Annotated in this window: 21 protein-coding genes; 5 read left to right on the plus strand and 16 right to left on the minus strand. The window is 43.5% G+C overall.

Annotated features, from left to right (window positions below):
* Nucleotides 1-20: 20 nt before the first annotated feature.
* The 14 genes from JOE45_RS11835 to JOE45_RS11900 all read right to left on the minus strand — a co-directional run bounded on the left by JOE45_RS11835 (nucleotide 21) and on the right by JOE45_RS11900 (nucleotide 13,348).
* Nucleotides 21-728 (minus strand): ABC transporter ATP-binding protein, encoded by a 708-nt coding sequence (locus tag JOE45_RS11835; RefSeq protein ID WP_210020011.1) that lies wholly within the window; start codon nucleotides 726-728, stop codon nucleotides 21-23.
* A complete protein-coding gene (locus JOE45_RS11840; RefSeq protein ID WP_210020010.1) occupies nucleotides 721-1,491 on the minus strand; it encodes an ABC transporter ATP-binding protein in 771 nt (256 codons plus the stop codon). Before JOE45_RS11840 ends, JOE45_RS11835 begins: the two co-directional genes overlap by 8 nt.
* Before the next feature lie 38 nt (nucleotides 1,492-1,529).
* Nucleotides 1,530-2,465, minus strand: a complete 936-nt coding sequence (locus tag JOE45_RS11845) for a branched-chain amino acid ABC transporter permease (RefSeq protein ID WP_210020009.1) — start codon at nucleotides 2,463-2,465, stop codon at nucleotides 1,530-1,532.
* A complete protein-coding gene (locus tag JOE45_RS11850) occupies nucleotides 2,462-3,319 on the minus strand; it encodes a branched-chain amino acid ABC transporter permease (protein WP_210020008.1) in 858 nt (285 codons plus the stop codon). The genes JOE45_RS11845 and JOE45_RS11850 overlap by 4 nt, the downstream gene beginning before the upstream one ends.
* A 23-nt stretch (nucleotides 3,320-3,342) precedes the next feature.
* Nucleotides 3,343-4,551, minus strand: a complete 1,209-nt coding sequence (locus JOE45_RS11855; RefSeq protein ID WP_210020007.1) for an ABC transporter substrate-binding protein — start codon at nucleotides 4,549-4,551, stop codon at nucleotides 3,343-3,345.
* Between the two features lie 383 nt (nucleotides 4,552-4,934).
* The gene (locus JOE45_RS11860; protein WP_348632597.1) at nucleotides 4,935-6,212 is read right to left on the minus strand and encodes an MFS transporter; all 1,278 of its coding nucleotides are present in this window, start codon (nucleotides 6,210-6,212) and stop codon (nucleotides 4,935-4,937) included.
* Nucleotides 6,213-6,384: 172 nt separating this feature from the next.
* Nucleotides 6,385-6,762 (minus strand): nitrile hydratase accessory protein, encoded by a 378-nt coding sequence (locus JOE45_RS11865; protein ID WP_210020005.1) that lies wholly within the window; start codon nucleotides 6,760-6,762, stop codon nucleotides 6,385-6,387.
* A 23-nt stretch (nucleotides 6,763-6,785) separates the two neighbouring features.
* Complete coding sequence (gene nthA / locus JOE45_RS11870; protein ID WP_210020004.1) at nucleotides 6,786-7,394, minus strand: nitrile hydratase subunit alpha; 609 nt, start codon at nucleotides 7,392-7,394, stop codon at nucleotides 6,786-6,788.
* A gap of 19 nt (nucleotides 7,395-7,413) precedes the next feature.
* Entirely contained in the window at nucleotides 7,414-8,085 is a 672-nt protein-coding gene (gene nthB, locus JOE45_RS11875) for a nitrile hydratase subunit beta (protein ID WP_210020003.1), read from the minus strand.
* A 220-nt stretch (nucleotides 8,086-8,305) separates the two neighbouring features.
* Entirely contained in the window at nucleotides 8,306-9,067 is a 762-nt protein-coding gene (locus JOE45_RS11880; protein WP_210020002.1) for an IclR family transcriptional regulator, read from the minus strand.
* Nucleotides 9,068-9,240: 173 nt separating this feature from the next.
* Nucleotides 9,241-10,512 (minus strand): TRAP transporter large permease, encoded by a 1,272-nt coding sequence (locus JOE45_RS11885; protein WP_210020001.1) that lies wholly within the window; start codon nucleotides 10,510-10,512, stop codon nucleotides 9,241-9,243.
* Complete coding sequence (locus tag JOE45_RS11890) at nucleotides 10,513-11,007, minus strand: TRAP transporter small permease (protein WP_210020000.1); 495 nt, start codon at nucleotides 11,005-11,007, stop codon at nucleotides 10,513-10,515. It lies immediately after the preceding gene.
* Between the two features lie 239 nt (nucleotides 11,008-11,246).
* Nucleotides 11,247-12,263: a TRAP transporter substrate-binding protein gene (locus JOE45_RS11895; RefSeq protein ID WP_210019999.1), complete on the minus strand. Its 1,017-nt coding sequence runs from the start codon at nucleotides 12,261-12,263 to the stop codon at nucleotides 11,247-11,249.
* Between the two features lie 56 nt (nucleotides 12,264-12,319).
* On the minus strand, nucleotides 12,320-13,348 hold the full coding sequence (locus JOE45_RS11900) for a TRAP transporter substrate-binding protein (protein WP_210019998.1): 1,029 nt from the start codon (nucleotides 13,346-13,348) through the stop codon (nucleotides 12,320-12,322).
* 764 nt (nucleotides 13,349-14,112) lie between these two features.
* Between JOE45_RS11900 and JOE45_RS11905 the strand changes: the two genes are divergently transcribed.
* The 5 genes from JOE45_RS11905 to JOE45_RS11925 all read left to right on the plus strand — a co-directional run bounded on the left by JOE45_RS11905 (nucleotide 14,113) and on the right by JOE45_RS11925 (nucleotide 18,239).
* Nucleotides 14,113-14,367 (plus strand): YciI family protein, encoded by a 255-nt coding sequence (locus tag JOE45_RS11905; protein WP_210019997.1) that lies wholly within the window; start codon nucleotides 14,113-14,115, stop codon nucleotides 14,365-14,367.
* Between the two features lie 44 nt (nucleotides 14,368-14,411).
* Complete coding sequence (locus tag JOE45_RS11910) at nucleotides 14,412-15,356, plus strand: fumarylacetoacetate hydrolase family protein (RefSeq protein WP_210019996.1); 945 nt, start codon at nucleotides 14,412-14,414, stop codon at nucleotides 15,354-15,356.
* Nucleotides 15,357-15,358: 2 nt separating this feature from the next.
* The gene (locus tag JOE45_RS11915; RefSeq protein WP_210019995.1) at nucleotides 15,359-15,844 is read left to right on the plus strand and encodes a DinB family protein; all 486 of its coding nucleotides are present in this window, start codon (nucleotides 15,359-15,361) and stop codon (nucleotides 15,842-15,844) included.
* Nucleotides 15,845-15,874: 30 nt separating this feature from the next.
* Nucleotides 15,875-16,987 carry a cupin domain-containing protein gene (locus JOE45_RS11920; RefSeq protein ID WP_210019994.1) on the plus strand — a complete coding sequence of 371 codons (1,113 nt, stop codon included), beginning with the start codon at nucleotides 15,875-15,877 and terminating at the stop codon, nucleotides 16,985-16,987.
* A gap of 70 nt (nucleotides 16,988-17,057) precedes the next feature.
* Nucleotides 17,058-18,239 (plus strand): FAD-dependent monooxygenase, encoded by a 1,182-nt coding sequence (locus JOE45_RS11925; RefSeq protein ID WP_210019993.1) that lies wholly within the window; start codon nucleotides 17,058-17,060, stop codon nucleotides 18,237-18,239.
* Nucleotides 18,240-18,341: 102 nt separating this feature from the next.
* Here the strand turns inward: JOE45_RS11925 and JOE45_RS11930 are convergent, their stop codons facing one another.
* Entirely contained in the window at nucleotides 18,342-19,700 is a 1,359-nt protein-coding gene (locus JOE45_RS11930; protein ID WP_210019992.1) for an MFS transporter, read from the minus strand.
* A 128-nt stretch (nucleotides 19,701-19,828) separates the two neighbouring features.
* A complete protein-coding gene (locus tag JOE45_RS11935; protein ID WP_210019991.1) occupies nucleotides 19,829-20,560 on the minus strand; it encodes a class II aldolase/adducin family protein in 732 nt (243 codons plus the stop codon).
* Nucleotides 20,561-20,652 lie beyond the last annotated feature (92 nt).

The following is a 20,652-nucleotide window of genomic DNA, read 5'->3' on the forward strand; positions in this document are numbered from 1 at the left end:
CCTCCGCTATGTTGGATTGATTATGCACCCATGTACATCTTTTGAATATCAGAATCTGCAGATAATTCGGAAGAGCTCCCTTCCTTCAGCACCTTTCCGTTCGACAGGACATAAGAACGGTCCGATACGTTTAATGCCGCTTTTACATTTTGCTCCACCAGCAGAATCGAAATATGTTGATCCCGCAGCATGCGAATGGTTTTGAAGATTTCTTTGGTAATAATAGGCGAAATCCCCAAAGAAGGCTCATCGAGCATCAGTAATTTAGGCTGTGCAATAAAGCCGCGTGCAATAGCCAGCATCTGCTGCTCTCCACCGCTTAGCGTACCGCCTTTGTGATGTACTCGTTCATAAAGCCTCGGAAAGAGCTCGAACGCTTCCTTGATTTTTCGGGCTACCATTTCCTTTTCCTTTCTCCACCGAAAAGCGCCCAGCTCCAAATTTTCAATCACAGTAAGATCCTTGATGACTCCCCTTCCTTCCGGCACATGAATCAATCCGGCCTCGACTCTTTTGTAATCGGGCATATGGGTGATATCCTGGTCCATAAAAGTGATGCTGCCTTTATACGTGGGGTTCAACCCGGATAAGGTTCGAAGCAGCGTGGTTTTGCCGCCCCCGTTCGCACCGAGAATGCTGATGATCTCACCTTCAAGCACTTCCAGCTGTACCTGCTGCAAAACACGAATTTTGCCATACCCCGATTCCAGGTTTTCCACCCTAAGCACTGATATCCTCCTCTCCCATATAAGCCTGAATTACATCTTGGTTCCGTTTAATATCTTCCGGGCTTCCCTCTGCGATTTTCTTTCCATTATTCATGACCACAATGTCATCCGAAACCTCCATGACAAGTCCCATATGATGCTCCACCAATAAGATGGTAATGCCCATTTGGCGAATTTCGCGGAGAACGCCAACCAAGCGTTTGGTCTCGCTATCATTCAATCCTGCGGCAGGTTCATCCAACAGCAGCAGCTTGGGCTTTGCCATCAAGGCTCTTGCCAGCTCAAGCAAACGTTGATACCCGCAAGGAAGCTCGCTTGCCGGCGCGTGCAGCCAACCGGACAACCCGATCTGTTCGCTCACCCGATACGCTTCTTCCAAAGCTTCTTGCTCTTCTTTACGGGAGATGAAACTGCGTATACTGTTTCGGATCATACCCGCTTGAAAGCGCTTGTCATAGCCGACCAACAAATTCTCCAAAACGGTAAATCCGTTGCTGTCAAACATTTTGACGCCTTGAAAGGTCCGAATAATTCCGTGATGGGCAATCTGATGCGGCTTGCTTCCCGTGATGATGCGGTCTTCAAAAAGCACTTGACCCTCAGTTGGAGCAAAATTTCCCGATATCATGTTGAACACGGTCGTTTTCCCCGCGCCGTTGGGGCCGATGAGAGCTTTAATGCTTCCTTTTTCAATGTGAAAGCTCACTTGATCCACTGCTTTCAAACCGCCAAACACTTTGGAAATCTTCTGTACCTGTAACATCGAAACACCTCCATACCGTTCGAGCAGATTCGGTCTTGTCACACTTTGCGTCGTTGAAAGAACCTTTTTTGCAAGATACCGTATATGCCTTTAGGCATGAACAGCAAAATGACGATGAGCGCCGCGCCTGTCAGCAAAATTTTATAATCCTTAAACGAATGCGTCGTTTCGACCAACAGTACCCACACGAAGGATCCCAGCAAAGGACCGTAGATCACACCGTGACCGCCAAGCAAGGACATGACAACCAAATCGACGGAAAGGGCTAAGCCGAAAATATCCGGCGCGATAAAGCTCAAATAGTTAGCCATCACGAAACCGGCCGCAGCCGCATACATCGCACTGACCACGAAAATTTGAAGCTTGATCTTCCCCGTATAAATGCCTAAGGCCGATGCCGCTTCTTCATTACTTTGAATCGCAACCAAGGATCGTCCCGTGCGTGTTTTGGTCAGGTTACGAGCCAGAATAAATCCGACTCCGAATATGACCCAGGCTAATATAAAATAGCCCCTTTCGCCCAAACTGTTCGAAAATACGGTCAAGGAGTTCACGGTCATTCCCGAAGAGCCGCCGGTGATCGGGAACATCGATATCGCGAGCGCCTGGACCAGCAGAGCAAATCCCAACGTGGCGATGGCGAGATAATAGCCCTCCAGCTTCAAAATCGGATAACCGATAATTAATGCTATAAGCGCTGAGCCGATAAGCGCAATCATAAAGATGAGGATCGGATGTAATCCATGATGGCTTAGTATGCCTGTGATATAGGCTCCAAGAGCGATAAAGCCTCCGTTGCCAAGCGAAATTTGTCCGCCGTATCCCATGAGCAATTCCAAGCCGGTAGCTGCTAAAGCATAGATTCCTACAAAGGTAAGCAAGCTGTACAAATAGTGATTGGGAGGAAGCACAATCAGCATGGTACCGACCAGTACGATGACAACACTTAAACCGGCGATTTGTTTTTTCCTCATCGTTTAATCCCTCCTACTAACCCTTTTGGCATAAAAATAAGGAGCAGGAGCAGAAATACCAACGTCATCACATCCTTGTATTCCGATGAAACGAATCCCGCCATGTTGCTTTCGAATATCCCGAGCAGCAGTCCACCCAGCAAAGCTCCGACCGGACTTCCTAACCCCCCAAGAATCGAGGCCACCAATCCCTTAACGACGAACACAAGTCCCAAGGTATAATTCATCAGCAGCAGGGGTGCAATAACTACGCCGCTAATGGCCCCGATCGCTCCGCTCAAACCATAGGCCGTCATTCTCATCTGATTCACGCGGATCCCGGCAAGCCTTACGCTTTCGGGATTCGAGGAGCAAGCCCGAAACGCTTTCCCATAATAGGTTTTATGCAGAAAATAGTAGAGCCCTCCGTTGATCAGAATCATCACGGCAACAATAATCAGAACCTGATTCTGAATGGTGATGTCTCCCATTTTGATAGCGCCAGTCCAAATCGGCTCGGCCGTTTTGGACTGTTTGCCGAAGACCAGCATGGAAATCCCTTGTAAAGTAATCATGATCGCCAAGGTCATAATAATTTGATTAATCAAAGGCGAGGAAGAAATCGGCCTCATCAATGAACGCTCAATGATCAGTCCAATAAGTACCGCAACGACTATCGCTGCAAAAAAAGCCAATACGGAAGGCATATAACCGATGAACACAACGAAAGAAAGCGCTCCCAATGTAAAGTATTCGCCTTGTGACAAATTAATCACCTTGGAGATCGAAAAGACTAACGTAAATCCCATTCCGATCAAGCCGTAGATGCTGCCTAAACTAATTCCTGTGATTAGGCTTTGCAATAAATTGTCCATAGGTCATCCCCTTTAAAACAAATTTACTCGAGCAAGGACCATTTATTATCACGAATTTCTACGATTCTTAACGTTTCCGGGGACAGACCGATCCGATTATCTTTGGTGAATTTAAAGGTTCCATTCACGCCGATAATGCTCTCTCCGCCGTTTTCCATATAATCCTTGATCTTCTGCGGGTCTGTTCCAACCTTTGTCAAAGCATGATAAGCGACATTCAAAGCATCATAACCAAAACCTTCGATGTAACCGGGAACATAGTTATGGTCCTTTTGAAATTGAGAAATGAATTTTTCCAATACTTGTTTTTGCGGATGATCGCCTGGGATTTGCTCGAAAGCCGTGATAATCCCACCGGCGGCGAGCACCTTATCATTATCGACTTTCCCGATCAAGTCCAAGAAAGCTTGCGTTGCTGAGGAGTGGGGGGGCAGCATCGGCACATTCAGCCCGATTTCACTCATTTCCTTCCTTACCTTGACGGCAGGCTCGCCTGTCACGAACGAAATCACGGCCTCCGGCTTAGCAGACATAATGGAAGTAAGCTGCGGCTTCACATTGATGTCATTCATATTAAATGATTCGCGTTTCACGATATGGACATTATACTTCCCTGCATACTGGGTAATCGCTTTGTCTGCGATCTGTCCCAATGCGTCGTTGGGGTTGATGACTCCAATGTTCTTCATACCTTTTTGGGCGAAGTACTGAAATTGCCGCTCGATGACTTGATCCGTGGAATGTACGATCGACCACCCCCAACCGACTTTCGGATTCGGGACATAGCCTCCTGACATCGAGATCATAGGAATTCCGGCAGCCCCTGCTGCCTGCTCCGCAGCATTGGAGGTCGGCGTTCCATTCGGACCGATAATCATGATCACCTTATCCTCATTGATTAGACGTTTCGCCCACCGGCTTGCCTCTTCGGGTTTGGATTGGTCATCGTAAATAATAATCTCAAGAGGGTGGCCATTCACTCCTCCGGATTCGTTAATTTGCTTCTTCAAGGTTTCAACGGCACGCTGTGTGCTTTGTCCCAGCCATCCGGCAGGACCTGTAAGAGAGAGTATGGTACCGATTTTATAAGATTCATTTGCCTTTGGTTCAGCAGGTTTATCGTTAGAAACTTGGTTAGTAGCAGCCTGATTATTTGCAGATTGGTTCGAACATCCAACAGCCGCAAGCATAAAGATCATGATGAAAATACAAGAAAGTTTGAACTTTTTCACCACTGGCATTTCCCCCTTTTAAAAAATAATTCTTAAATAAAGCGCTTTCTTTTTTAAGTAAAAAAAGTAAGGGAGCTACAAGACTCATCCTAGTTCATTGGTTTTCGGCTGTCAAAGATAAAATATGGCTAAGGTCAGCTCCTCAAATTTGCATCAGGCCTCACCTCCGACATCAGAAAATTTTAATTAACATTAAGTAAAATATACTGTAGAAATCCCCCCTTGTCAATTGATTTTTCGTACTATTCTGATATTTGTTTTTGTTTCTGTTTGAGCCTATTTTTTTTCCCATCTTTATCTGAAAAACAAAAGAGGCGAGCAGCTGCCCACCTTTATCAGTTAATAAATATCTACGCGAGCATATGTTTTTTTTGTTATAAGATCTAACCCGCCGCTGCATTTTTAATGCTAAATTCTTTCTTTTGCGTATCAGGAATTTGGTAAACAACCCATGCGCTAATAACAAGGAAAATCGCGGAAAACCATATGCTCAGCGTGTAAGAGCCGTACAGATCATACAATAATCCCGGTATCCATGATCCGGCTGCCGCTCCAACCTGATGGCTAACGGAAATAAACCCAAAAATGACTCCAATTGAATAACGTTCAAATAAATGAGCACAAACGGAACTCGTGGGAGTAATTGCCGCGACATCGGTAAGTCCGTATATCATTCCAAATATAATAAGAGCTGCAATGGAATCAGTTGACAATAGTATCATATAGGTAATTGCTCGTAAGGTAAAAATGATAGCAAGCAGTTTCCCCCTGTGCATTTTATCAGAAAGATATCCGCTGCCAACCGTTCCAAACAGGTTAAAGATGGCTATAAGCGATAAAGTAAGCATGATCCATCGGGTTGGGACCCCTGTTCCTTCTGTATATGGAATAAAATGCGTTTGAACAAAACCCACATCCGTAAATCCACATATAAAATAAGGCGCCGCAATCATCCAAAAATATTTACTTTTCATGATCGCATATACGGATTGTTTTTGTTCAAGAGAATCGGTTGATTCATGCTCTGTGTTCGTATGCTGGGTGCTTTCTTCCTCCCCATACGCCTGAAGTCCAATATCGGACGGTTTGGAGCGCATGAAAAAATAACAAAGTGGAACAATTAGGAAGGTTATAATCAACCCTGAGACCAACATGGAAATGCGCCAGTGATAGGTTGAAATGATGTAAAGAGAAACGGGTACGATAATCAATTGCCCCACAGCCATACCTGACAGTACAATCCCCATGACTGTACCCTGCTTCTTATGAAACCATCTGGCGGCCGCAGCCGTACCTGTCACATTAGAGGCACCCGAAAAACCTATCGAAGCAATAATACCGTAAACGATAGCAAGCTGCCAAAAATCAGTGATATAGGATGAAATAATTAAAGAGATTCCGATCAGCAGCATGCTGACCGTCAGTACCGGACGTGCTCCGTATCTGTCATTCATCCTTCCGGTTACCGGTTGGAAAACACCATACACGACCAGACTTAATGTCGATATGATAGTCACCATACTTCTGCTGACCTCAAACTCTTCCTCCCAAGAGGTTACATATGCTCCAAACGAACTGCGAATCCCCATGGAGCCAAAAAGTCCAAGAAAACCTAAGCCGATGATAACCCAACCATAAAAAAAGGGAAACTTTCTAATGATAAAACCACCTCACACAAACAAATCGTTAGCAGGTTCATCCAAAGCAAACTCTGCTTTACAGCCATAATAAATAAAATCCCCTCGTTCGATAGCGTATAAATCCATTCTTATCGAGTGAATTTTTTCCACTATCAGACGTAGGGGATCCAACCAGTTCATAGGTGACTAAATATTAATGATGATGATCATGATCATGATTATGATCGTGGTCGTGGTCATGGTCTTTACAGTTTTTCAACTCATGCAATAGTTGTTTTAACTGATCCTCAGATACTATTTTCTTTTCAATCAGTAATTTTTCTAACGCCGTTTGCCAATGCTCATAGTAATACTTTTCGGTTTCATGATTCGGATCATTTTTTTCCGCTTTTGTTATTTCTTCAGCTAATTTATCCCGAAAATCATTCCAGACATATAAACCTTTCTTATCCAATGCTACTGCCATTGCAAATATTTTGCCTTCCCAAGGCTCCTGAAAGACAAGCTCTCCATTTTTGCGAGGCAGCGCACTTTTTCCTTCCATGCCTGAGATATAGGATGGGGCTTCCATTTTCGACCAATCCTCTCGTTTTATTAATTTAATGTTACTTTCGATACGCCTATCAAGGCTTCTCTTTGAATCAGTGTAACTAATTCATCTTCAGTCATACTTTCCGTACCCTCTGGTCGTTCGGGCAATACCATGTATCGTGTTTCCGCTAAGCTGTCCCATACCCGAATTTCAACGGTTTCATCCAGCTCCAGGCCAAATTCTTTTAAAACTTGTCTAGGCTCAATGACAACTCGGGATCGATATGCGTTACTTTTATACCATCTAGGCGGCAGCCCTAATACATTCCATGGGTAGCATGAACACAAAGTGCAAACGATAACATTATGAACATTAGGAGTGTTTTCAACTACAACAAATTTAGTGTTCTGAAGATTCTTTATGTCACACTCAACGAGCGCTTTTGTGCCATCGTCCAACAAACGCGCTTTAAATTCCGGATCGGTCCATGCCCGCGCAACCATTTTAGCGCCATTCAACGGTCCGATTTGGTTCTCAAAAAGATCAATTAATCCATCTAACTCCTCGGTGGAAATGAGTCCCTTTTCGAGAAGAATCGATTCTAACGCTTGAATTTTATACTCCACCTCAGTGATTGGAGCTGGATTATGATGGCCATGTTGATTCGACATATATGTAACCCCTTTCTTATTATGTAGCGGCTGGATCTAAATAGCTCTCCCAAAGATCAATCAGGACTTTATCTTTTCCGGGTGCATGAGGACCCCATAACTCGGACGCGTTAAATTCAACAACATAAACAGGCTCTTTATATGGCTGGTCGGAATATACGTTCGATTCAGGGAGCTTGTAATTTCCGTAAATGCCTTTAACAACCCCATATTTCCCTTTGGCATAACCGGGCAATCGGATATGAGCCTTCGAATGGATCATCTTCGTTAAAATTTTGTCCCCCGGCTTAAACTTTGGCGATGGTTCAGGAGTCTGTTCAGGTGTGATTCCCTCTTTATCTTGAACGTATTTCAATTGAGTGAATGCGCCCAAAAGATCCGCTTGGTCATCAATAGAAAATATCTTTCTTATTTCTCTTGTTTCATCATCATTCAGAACATTTTTCTCAAGCAATAGGATCATTAAGCCAATTAACCAACGTTCATAGTAACTGGAGGCCAAGTAATAATCAGGTCTGACTCTTTCAATCGCATAACGAACTTCATCTAATTTAATCACTTTGTTCTTATCCAAACACACCATCATGGCACGCATCTTTTTTTCCCAGTCTGCATGAAAAACAGGCTCATTTTCTTCGCGTATGACCGGTCCAAATCCTTGCATTCCTCCCATATCATGAACGCCATTCATTATATTACAACCCTTCTGTATATTAAGTCTGATTGATAAAGATTAAAAAAACACCTACACATTACTTTTATAGCAATATTACACAATATATAGTTCGATTTGGAACACCCAGTCACGTCCTTGCCAAGAAACAACCTGCCAAGCGGTTGTTTCTTGGATCCGTAGGACAACCAAGTTTCAATTCCATTCACTCATATTACGCATTCGGCACAAAGCTTCTTTATGCTTTATAACCAAAGGATGCCGAGACCTCTTTCATCATCTTTAACAAATATTGGCTTGTCACATCATCGATTTGCGTTGGTATCGTATGGGAAAAACCAACGACAACGATGACTGTGAGCAATCGCTTTTCGAAATTAAAAACCGGAAAGGCAATGGAGGATATACTCGGGACTAGCGGTTCTTTAGCAAAAGATATACCGTGTTCACGGACAATCGAGATTTCGGATTCCACATGGAGCCTCTGTTCCTCGTCAAACTTGGCCAATTGCTGCTGCTTCCATTCCCGAATGAGATGATCCTCCATAAAAGCTGCAAAAACCTTTGCAGTTGCCGACATAATAGGAAGAAACGTGCCGATTTGAGCACCGATATTAAGTCCTTGCAGACTATTGATAATTTTAACTACCATCGGTCCATTGTGAGACCAAGTCGTCAGCAGCACCGTGTTTTTGCAGGTTCGGTTGATTTCTTGAAGAAAAGGCGTCACCCGCTCGATCATGTTCTCCTGATTAATAGCTTTCATACCGTACTCCACCAGTTTGCTCCCAAGAGAATACAAGCCGGAATCCTTATCCCTATAAAGCATCCCAATTTGAGTAAGCGTATTTAAGTACTTATACAAGTTGCTTTTGGTGATTTTTGTTTTCTCGTATATCTCGTTAAACTTCAGCGGTTTTTCATAAGAAGCGACTAATTCGAGTATATCATTGCCAATCTGCAAAGATTGAATTGTCGTACTTGTTTTGGAAATAACCATTTTAGACAACCCTTCTGTAATTGACCTATGTATACAATATAAAATAATCATATCCAATGATCAACATATCCCAATCGTTGGGCAACTGATTTGGGTCGCCCTAATTCCGATTAAACATTATACCGAAAGCGAAACCAGCATCAGAAAGCTGGATCGCTTTCAGAAAAATCATGTTAATTCATCAAACTTGGGAGCCAAGTCGTGAGCGGAGGATAAAACGTAATTAACATAAGGACCACAAGCGCAACGGCTAGAAAAGGCAATACCGAACGTGCTAAGGTTTCAAACTTTACTTCCCCAACCGCTGAGGCAATGAATAAACCCGCTCCAACTGGCGGTGTAAGCAAGCCTATGGTGGCATTTATACAAATGACAACACCAAAATGAATCGGATCAATATCAAACGCGGCAACAAGAGGCATGAATATCGGCAATAACACAATCAATACCGCCATCTCGTCCATAATAATTCCTATAAGTAATAAAAAGAGATTTACGAGCAACAAGAAAACGATAGGGCTTGATGTCAGCGCCCCCATGAATTCTACTATTTTTTGGGGAATTTGTTCAAACGTCATAATCCAACCAAACAAGTTTGCAGTTGCGATCAGTAAGGTTACGGTGGAAGTCGCTATGGTCGCACCCACCAATATTTTGGGAAAATGCTTGATCTTTAAGTCCCTGTAGACAAAAAAACCAATTAAAATGGCGATAAAACAGGCAAATGCAGCAGACTCTGTCGTTGTAAATATACCGCTCATGATCCCGCCTACGATGATGAGAGGAACGGACAGCGCCGGTAGAACCTTAATAAAGCTGATGCCGATTTGTTTCCATGTAGCTCTTTCTGACTTCGGGAAATTATTTTTGTAACCTAAATATGCGATTAATAGGATAAAAGCTCCGGCGAGCAAAATCCCTGGAAGGATGCCGGCCATAAACATCTTGCCTACCGAAACCCCGGATCCGACGGCATAGATAATAAAAAGCATACTTGGAGGGATGATAGGTCCTAATAACGCTGCCGATGCAGTCGTTGCCGCCGCAAATTCACGGGTGTAGCCCTCTTTCTCCATCTCCGGAACCATTACCTTCGCCATCATTGCCGTTTGGGCCGTCGCAGAACCAAGAATGGAGGCCAAGAATACATTCGCGATAACGTTGACGTAAGCCAATCCCCCGCGGAAATGCCCTACGATCTTTTTCGCAAAATCAATTAATCTTCCGGTAATGCCAGCTGAGTTCATAAGTTCTCCTGCAAGCATAAAGAGAGGAATCGCCAACAAACTAAAGCTTTCGACTCCAGAATAAAGACGCTGCGGAACATTGTTGAATAAACCCGCGTTACCGTCAATCCCGATATAGGCTATGCTTGTGATCCCGAGCACCAATGCTATGGGGATCTGAATGGCCATCAATACGAAAAAAATGAGTAAGATATGCATCTACGTTCCCTCTCTCTGCTGTTTTTGGAATACGCCTGCGAATAAATCCAGAGAGTGCACAGCCATAAATAAAAACCCTAAGGGGATAGCAATGTAAGGGATGATCATCGGTAAGCCAACGGCTGGCGATTTTTGCAATAGTATAGAGGGATTCGTAATCCATTTCATCGATAAATACAGGAGAAAAACACAAAATAACAATGAAATCATAAAAGCAATCCCAAAGAATATTTGTCTGGCGGCTACCGGCAGCTTTTCCATGACAAAGCCTACTGCTGCAGCCCTGTTTGTCTTAATGCTCATGCTTCCGCCAATAAAGGTTATCCATACTAAAGCAAACATGCCGAATTCATCTGACCAACTGAGGGGTGAATGTAAAAAATAGCGAAAAATGACCCCCAAAATGAGAGAGGTTACCATAAACAATAAAAATACACAGGCCAAAATTCGTTCTATGAAAAAGATTCCATCACTAAGTTTGCGAACGAACGTCATTCTTCCAACTCCTTATGAATGAAAATATCAAAAACCGGCAGTCAAATAGATATCCCGGCCCATCGCAAACATGATTTGTTTGAGGCCTCTCAAGAGGTCTGGCAACGATGGTGACTGAAGCGTGCCTCGTTTAATTGCTTCATTTGATAAATGCGATCCTGGACGAGGGATATTCTCCCTCGTCGGACCCATTTAAAAGAGTGCCGCGCGGATCTAAGTGATACTCTCAATTTATAATTTTATTTTTGGTTTGCTTGAATAAATTCTTTAATTAACTCATTTTTGGAATATTTAGCATAGAGTTCTTCACTAATCTTTTTAAAACTATCCACATTGGTCAACTCGGTAACCGTCGCGCCTTTGGTTTTCAAATCTTCCAAATGTTTATGTTCTAGGGCAATCTGTTCTTTATTTCCCCACTCAACGGCCGCTTTCATCGCTTCGGTTATTATTTTTTGATCTTCCTGCGGAATAGCTTCGAATATCCCCTTGTTCATCATAACGATGCCCGGGTACACCATGTGATTGGTCAACGTGAGGTTTTTCGCGAGCTCATAATATTTTTCAGTCATTAAGGCATCGAGGTCAATGTCGACACCATCGATAACGCCGGTCTGCAAGGCGGTGTAGACTTCAGACAATGGCATAGGGGTAGGGGCTGCTCCTACAGCTTTCCAGAAGTCTTGAACGACAAGACTGGCTGAAACCCGAATCTTTTTCCCTACCATATCTTCCGCTTTGGTTACGGCTGCATTTTTCATCAGGATATGACGATCACCCGCAAAAACGTAATCCATTCCCACAAGTCCCTGCTTGCTCAATTCTGCTAAAATTTTCTTCGCCGGTTCGGAATTACGTGCATCCACAGCTGTATCAAGATTCTTGAATAAGAGCGGCATAAACCATGCGTTAAAAGCTTCCGAGCGGGTTCCTACATACCCGCCGGCTATAATTCCGAAATCCAGCGATCCGGTTTCCAACTGCTGCATCAAGTCTTTATCGGGGCCAAGTTGCGACGCCGGGTATAAACTCACTTGCATGCGGCCGTTGGAACGTGCATTTAATTCTTCATTAAATTTTTCGGCTGTTTTGTGCCACACGTGAGTAGGTTGCGTAGTATGAGCCAATTTGAACGTATACGTTTTACCGCCCTGTCCTTCGCTAGTTCCCTTGTCTTGCGGTTCGCCTCCGCAAGCGGTCAGTATGGCTGACAAGCTCAGAATCGAAACCAATGCCAAAGTTAACTTCTTTTTCATTCTATTAATCCCCCTAATAGCATACATTGTCTAAGTGTTACTCTCATTACACGCTTTTATTTTTTGTTTGCTTCAATAAATTCTTTAATCATTGCGTTGCTGGAATACTTCGTGTAGATATCATCGCGAATTTTTGCAAAGCTTTCCGTGTTCGTTAACTCGGTAACCGTCGCGCCTTTTGATTTCAAATCTTCCAGGTTCTTCTTTTCCATAGCGATCGATTCTTTGCTGCCATACTCAACTGCAGCTTTCATTGCTTCGGACACGATTTTTTGGTCTTCCGGAGACAATCCATCGAATTTCGCCTTGTTCATCATAACGACGCCCGGCCATGGCATATGGTTGGTAATCGTGAAGTTTTTAGCAATTTCATAATATTTTTCAGTCATCAAAGCGTCGAGGTCAATGTCAACACCATCGATAACGCCGGTTTGCAATGCAGTATACACTTCAGGCAAAGGCATTGGAGTAGGGGCACTGCCTACAGCTTTCCAAAAGTCTTGGATGGACGGGCTGCCGATGATACGGATCTTTTTATTCTTTAAATCATCCGGATTCGTAACAGAGGTGTTTTTCATCAAGACATGGCGGTTACCAGCCATAATATAGTCCATTCCAACAAGACCTTGCTTATCTAATCCTGCTAAAAGTTTTTTCGCCGGTTCGGAATTGCGAGCAGCCACGGCTGAGTCGATATCGCTAAGGAGGTAGGGCATGAACCAAGCATTAAACTCTTCGGCACGTGTACTCATTAATGCATTGGTAATAATCGCGAAATCGATCGTTCCGGTTTCAAGCTGCTGGATCATGTCTTTCTCCGGTCCAAGCTGACCGGCTGGGAACGTTTCCACTTTTATCCGCCCATTGGAACGCGCACTAACTTCTTCATTAAATTTCTCGGAGGTTTTGTGCCAAATATGAGTAGGCTGCGTAATATGCGCCATTTTGAACGTATACGTTTTGCCTTCCTGCCCTGCATCTTTTCCTGCGCCGGATCCCTCATTTTGAGAATTGCCTCCGCAAGCGGCAAGAATAAGTGATAAACTAAGAGTCGCGGCCAATACGAGTGAAAACTTCTTTTTCATAGTTGAAATCCCCCTATAAAGTGTAATTTTTTGATAAATTCATTTTCATTGCAGGTTCAACGAAGCTCTTTTCGTTATCAAGAAATCGTTTTCATTTTAGCTGCAACAAATGGAGTTTGGGAAGGTTACGACATAAACCATGCATTGTGTCAGATGCTATGCTCGCATAACATCTTCCTTCCATTCCACGCATAGTTCTCTTAGCATTCATTCTCAACTCCCCTTCAACAACAATGTCTGTAACCGTATACATTTAGAAATTAGCCATGGTTTTAAATTACAATTTTGATTTTCTCTAGATAAAGATTGGGCATCTGGATGCGTTTTCACAAGATGGTAAACATCAAGATCTCTTTCGTCTCCTTCCCGTATTATTCTATCTAGTCAGCTGAGAACATGTGAATTAAGTTCTCTATGTTTATATTATATAACTATGTTATGCAGTATCTGTCAATATTATTTTTTTCGACAAAAATATCACAAACGATTGACAAATGCTGCCGAAACTTACTTTCCCCGTATGTAACCTACATACTTTATAATATAAGGAATATGATTTTTAAAAAAATAATTTATAAATAAAAAAATATTCGTGTTTTGATATTGACAATCATCTAGTGATAAACATTATAATATAATTATCAATAAAGAACTTAATTCTCTATTTGTGGAATAATCCAAGTCGAGGTGATCCAAAATCAGCGTTGCAATGAAATGAAATCCTAGAATGCAGCCTATCCCAATTCTAAGTGAGGTGAAGCCCATTGAAAAAATTCCTCGTATTCATTGAACGTAAACCGAGCTTTTCTGGAAATTCCATACCGGACCACCGTAATTTTATACAAAGCTTGCGTGAAAAAAGCATCTTGGTTTCTGCCGGCGGGTTTAACGATCAAACTGGCGGTGCCTATATCCTTCAAACCGATTCTCTTGAAAACGCTATCCAAATTATGAATGAAGATCCCATGTTTATTGAGAACGAATGTATCTATACGTTAAAGGAATGGAACATTCAGTAAAATGTACAAGCTACTTTAAATTATATATAAAAGGAGTTTTAGCCATGAAATTAGTTAGCTTTAGTTACAACGGGAATACTCGGATTGGTTGCATTAATGAGGATCAAATCATCGATTTAAATTTTGCATACCGGAGCATGCTTGAATCCCAAGGCGTCATCCGCGCTGAGCAAATTGCAGAAGCATATGTTCCTGCCAATATGGTTGAATTCTTTCAAGGCGGAGAACAAAGTCTCCAATTGGCCAAACAAGCGATCGAATACGTTAACAATAGTGACGAAAAATTTAAATACAAAGTAGTTCTGCAGGTTTCAGATGTAAAAATAGAAGCTCCGGTCCTCAACCCCGGGAAAATGATTTGTGTCGGCCATAATTATCGCGAGCATATCTTGGAGATGGGACGAGGGCTCCCTCCGGTTCCTGTCGTATTTGCTAAGTTCAGCAATACCATCATTGGACCTCAAGATGATATTCCTTTCTTCCCCATCTCCGAGCAGCTTGATTATGAAGCGGAGTTCGCTTTTGTCATTGGAAAGCGGGCCAGAAATGTGTCGCAGGAACAAGCGCTCAATTATGTATCCGGTTACACTATCGTCAATGATGTGACGTACCGTGACATCCAAAGAAGAACCCTTCAATGGCTGCAGGGAAAAACCGTGGAAGGCTCTGCTCCAATGGGCCCATGGTTAGTAACCAGTGATGAGCTTGATGATCCGACCGGCTTGGAGGTTGTGCTCACCGTCAATGGCGAAGAACGTCAACGTTCCAACACAAACAATCTGGTATTTACCGTTGCCTATTTGGTCGAGTTTTTATCCAATCTGATGACTCTCGAGCCGGGCGATGTAATTTTAACAGGTACACCAGGCGGTGTAGGCGTAGCCCGCGATCCTCAAGTATTTTTGAAAGACGGAGATGTTGTTCGAATTGAAATCGACCGCATCGGGGCGCTTGAGAATCGGGTATCTAAAGTTGAAGGAGGGCAATAAGAATGAGTATCCAAGAGGCAATTCATTCCATCCAAGAAACGATAGATGAAATCGTTCGCGTTTCCAAAGTGTTACCCGAAGAAGTCATTCAATGGAAGCCAGCGGAAGATAAATGGTCCATTATCGAAGTATTGTGCCATGTGGAAGAAGCCACTCCTTATTGGTTAAATGAAGTTCAAGCGCTGCTAAAGTCTCCGGGAATCGAATGGGGGCGCGGACTGCAGCATGAAGGCCGATTAGCCGCCGTTGCTGGAGCCAGCGAGCGCTCTACCAGCGATGTACTGCAAGGCATCGAGAAATCCAAGGCGCAAGTGCAGGAGATTCTCAGCACCATTAGTGAGGATGATTTAAAAGAAGAGTCGCCAAGCCGCAATCCCCGTTTTGGAACTAAGCCACTGCAATTTATTGTGGATCATCTGTTGGTAGAGCATCTCACCACACATCTAAACCAAATCAATCGAAATATCGGGCAATTTAAGGAAGCTTAATAAATAATCTAACGAATGGGGTGTAGACGCATGGCAGATAAATTGGAGTTTTTCCAAAGTCAAACCGTAAAAGACTTTAATAAGGAAATCGAGAAGTACCATTTAGGACCTCTTTGGAATGCCATTCCTGACTTGATGCATAAGCAGCCTACGCCGCAAGCGGTACCTTATCTGTGGAAATGGGAGACGCTATACGCCAAACTCATGGAAGCCAGTGAAATTTTCACCCCTGATCGCGGGGGTGAAAGAAGAGCCATCTATTTACAAAACCCTGGGTTAACCTCTCGCCAGCCATGGGGTTGGGCCTCCACTACCCAAACCCTTTATGCGGCGGTTCAGTTAATACTGCCTGGCGAAACGGCACCCTCACACCGTCACACGCAGAGTGCTCTCCGGTTCATTATGAAAGGTGAGGGAGCTTATACTATCGTTCAAGGCGAGCGTATCTTCATGGATGAAGGGGATTTTCTGACCACGCCGGGGGGGCTTTGGCATGGTCACTCTCACCCTGGGAATCAGCCGATGATTTGGATGGACTGTCTGGATATACCGACTATCCACGCTATCGGTGGGTCATTCTTTGAAAGCTACCCTGAAAAAATCGAGCAGCCGAAAGTGCCGGATAATTATACCGCTCAACGCTATGAAGGCGGCATGGTTCGTCCGATCTCCGATCGTCATCCTAAGGTCGCACCACTCGGTTCTTATAAATGGTCGCAGACCTTGGCTGCACTCGAAGGCTTAAGCCGGTTTGAACCGGATCCGTATGATGGATATGCAGTAGAATTTATCAATCCATCCAATGGAAAAACAGCTAACCCGAACATTGCCTCTTGGATGCAGAAACTTCCTGGAGGGTTCCATTCTAAAGCACACAGACATACCAGCTCAACCATCTATCAGGTATTCAAAGGCAAAGGTTATTCCGTCATCAACGGGACTCGTTATGATTGGTCTCAAGGAGATTTCCTTGTCATACCTAACTGGGCTTGGCATGAGCATTTCGCTGCGGAAGATTCTTATTTGTTCTCCGCAAGTGACTTGCCGATCATGGAGAAATTCGAGCTTCAGCGAGAAGAGAATTATGAAGAGAATCAAGGGAATCAAGAGATTATTGATGAATTTAAACCTCTTTTACCTTAACATGTGCCAGATTCATTACATCAAAAATTAGCTTTAATTTAACCCTACATTACTTGAGGAGCATACCATTATGACAAACGAAAAAGACGTTCCTTTCCTTATAGTTGGTGGCGGTATCGGAGGTCTTGCTACAGCACTAGGCGTTGCCAAGACAGGTCGATCCGTCCAGGTATTAGAGTCAGCGCCGGAATTTGCCGAGATTGGCGCGGGAATTCAGCTAGCGCCCAACGCAACAGCCGTATTGGATCAATTAGGCGTGCTTGATGCCATCTCCGAATTTGCAGTCTTTCCAAAACGCCTAGTGCTGATGGATGCTGTAACCGGTAAAGAACTCAGCGCGTTAGACTTGGGCGAATCCTTCCGTGAGCGTTATGGTCATCCGTACATCGTACTTCACCGTTCAGACTTACACAAGGCTTTGCTTGATGCTTGTATAGCTGATGACCGGATTACGCTTCTGAACAACAAAACCGTAAAGACTGCCGAGAATATGGGCGATAAAGCCCAAGTTACCTGCACTGACGGTACATCTTATCTTTCTGATGCGGTGATTGGAGCCGACGGACTATGGTCCAGTACACGCCAATTGTTCAGCCAAGATAAGGCAATCTGTTCACAATACGTTGCTTACCGTGGTGCGATCCCTATGTCTGAGATTACTCCAAGTGCGGACCTGGACGATGTCATCATGTGGATCGGTCCTAACCTCCACCTAGTGCAGTACCCTGTGCGCCGCAAGGAGCTTTATAACCAGGTGGTTGTGTTCAAGAGCTTCCGCTACAAGGAAGATTCCGATGATTGGGGCACTCCAGAGGAGTTGGATGAGCATTTCGGAAAATGCTGTGAGCCCGTGCGTCATGCGGTGACTTTCATCCAGCGTCAGCGTCGTTGGCCGATGTACGATAGGGAGCCGATCGACAACTGGACGTCCGGCCGAATCACCCTTCTTGGGGACGCTGCTCACCCTATGCTACAGTATCTCGCTCAAGGTGGCTGTCAAGCATTAGAGGACGCGGCTTGCCTAACAAAACAGCTTAGCTTGCATGGTAACGACACGGAGAAAGCTTTCTTAGCTTATCAAGAGGATCGTATTCCACGTACGGCAAAAGTACAGCGCAGCGCACGCCTGTGGGGTGAATTCCTCCATACTGAGGATTCGATGGCAACATTTTTACGGAACATGATGTTAGCACAGCGCGGTCCCCAGAATTTTGAGACTAGCGATTGGCTGTACGGTCGTAGATACAATTAAAAGTACCACATTGAGAAACAACAAGTTGAGACACTTCAACCTGTTGTTTTTCATATGCATAAGAATAGCCGATCATCCTTAACAGATGATCGGCTAACCAAATCATACACCTTCCTTGAAGCCCTGGTTTGTTTGAGGTAACCGCAATGCGAAAAACAACATGAATACGCTAATTACAACGCAAATGAATCCCATCCAATGCAACTGCCTTATAGTAATTTCAACACCAAACACGATCCCCAGCAAGATGGATGAGATAATAGACCCTAAATACCGTGAAGTCATAAAAAGACCGGAAGCAACGCCTGTTTCATGGATGAATACAAATGAATACAAGGCGGTTTGCAGGCTTATATTCATCATTCCAATACTAACACCCAGAATCGAAAGCACAATAAATATCCATAAAGGCCCGGATTTTTCTTGGATCGTTAATAAAAGAAGAATCCCTACCATTACAATCCCTGTTCCGACAATTAGGGGATATCTTGTTCCGCTCCTCTCTAACCATCTTGCGGTCAATGGAGTAATCAATATTCCGAAAACGGACATGGATAACATGATTAATCCCGTTTTTTGTGTATCGTAAACCTTATCGTTCTGTAGATAAAGAGGGATTCCAAAGACAATCGAATACGTGATAATATTTACCAAAATAAATTGAGCATAGATCAATGTAACGTTGACATTCTGTTTCATAAAATGAACATCGATAAAAGGCTTCTCCTGACGTGATTCATATACATAAAAGATAACAGCTAATGCAATGCCTGCACATAATCCCCACCATTTGATTTCCTGACTCACGGAAATTAAAAAAAGAAGCCATATAAAGATGAGTAAAGAAAACAGTATTATTCCCCAAATATCGATTTTAATATGCTTCACGTTTTGCTTTACATCTGCAGGAATGATCTTTACCGCTAAAACAAACGACAATAGAATCACAGGAAGATTAAACAAAAAAATAGCTGGCCAATCCCCATAATGGATTAATAAACCTCCTATCGAAGGCCCCAATGCAGCAGAAGTAGATGAAAATATGGTTAGGATCCCGAGGGCTCGTGCCTGATTTTCAGTAATGCTGCTTCGTATAATTCCCATACCCGAAGGAAATAGAGCCGAAGTTCCAACAGCTTGAATGACACGGAATGCTAACAGCCAATGAAAACTCGGTGATAAAGGGGCCAGCATGGAGGAAACGGTGACCATTAGCAAGCCTACCAAAAAAAATCGTTTTCTTCCGTATAAGTCACTAAACCGCCCCATCACCGGTTGTGCAATCGCACTTGCCAAATAATAAGTCGAAATCAGCCAAGAAATATCCATGAAGGAAATATGAAAATCCTCTTGAAGACGCGATAAAGCTACCGAGATCATCGTCGTGTTCAAGGGATTTAACATGATCCCTAGTGCAACAGCTGTTATTAATAGCAATCGTTTTTTTTCAGTATGTTCCACTTTTGGGCCTCCAACATTCTTAAGACTTCAAACCAACCCTCCTTAACCGGGCTTTAAATTCACCCTCCGACATATATGCTACAATGCAGCCAAAATTACTTGGCTGCATTGTATAGTTGTAGCTAGTTTCACTTGTTCCTTGCTTCATCAGTAAGTCCGATTAAAGCGCCCTCTTTTGAAGCTTTCTCCTCGTGGTAGGTCCATATTTTCTGGATAATGCTCGGCTGCCAGTTTGATTCTCTCGTACGCTCCAAGTTTGCCCCTTCCAGAACTCGAACCCCTTTCCCCACCAGCATCGCATCATACTGTTTTTTTGCATTTTCTTCTATGAATACCGACCTTGCAAAGGCGCTTTTCACACTCTCGCCAACCACAACCGTGCCATGATGGCGCAGCTGTACCGTGATACCGCTTCCAAGCATTTCGGCTAACTCAGCACCCATTTCCGCTGTATTCACTAAACTCGATTTTTCATATACCGGCACATGATCGACAAATGAACCAATCCCAAATACCGGTTTCATCTCAACATCAGCAATGCCAAGCACGGTTTGGTAATGCGGATGATTATGGACGACGCTGAATACATCACTGCGTTTTTTGAAAATTTCCGTATGAATGTGATATTCACTTGGGGGCTCCGTGCCTCCATCAAGCAGATTGCCGTCCAGATCGCACATCACGATATCAGCCACAGAGACGGATGCCCGGCTGGCTTTACGCGAGTTAATTAAAAACCGATCGGTACCGGGGATTCTACAACTTACATGTCCGTTCATATCGAGCAGCTTGATATTTTCTAACAAACGAACCGCCATAGCAACCTGAATTTTTAGTTCTCTATCTTCGACCATATTCATGAAATATTCTCCTTTTTTGGTAATTAAATGATGATCTGTTTTAATTTCGGACAAAAGTTTAGTATAATGTAGTTGACTCTAAAATTCATAAC

Origin of the sequence: Paenibacillus sp. PvR098 (assembly GCF_017833255.1) — a bacterium.
In the GTDB taxonomy this organism is placed as follows: Bacteria; Bacillota; Bacilli; order Paenibacillales; family NBRC-103111; genus Paenibacillus_G.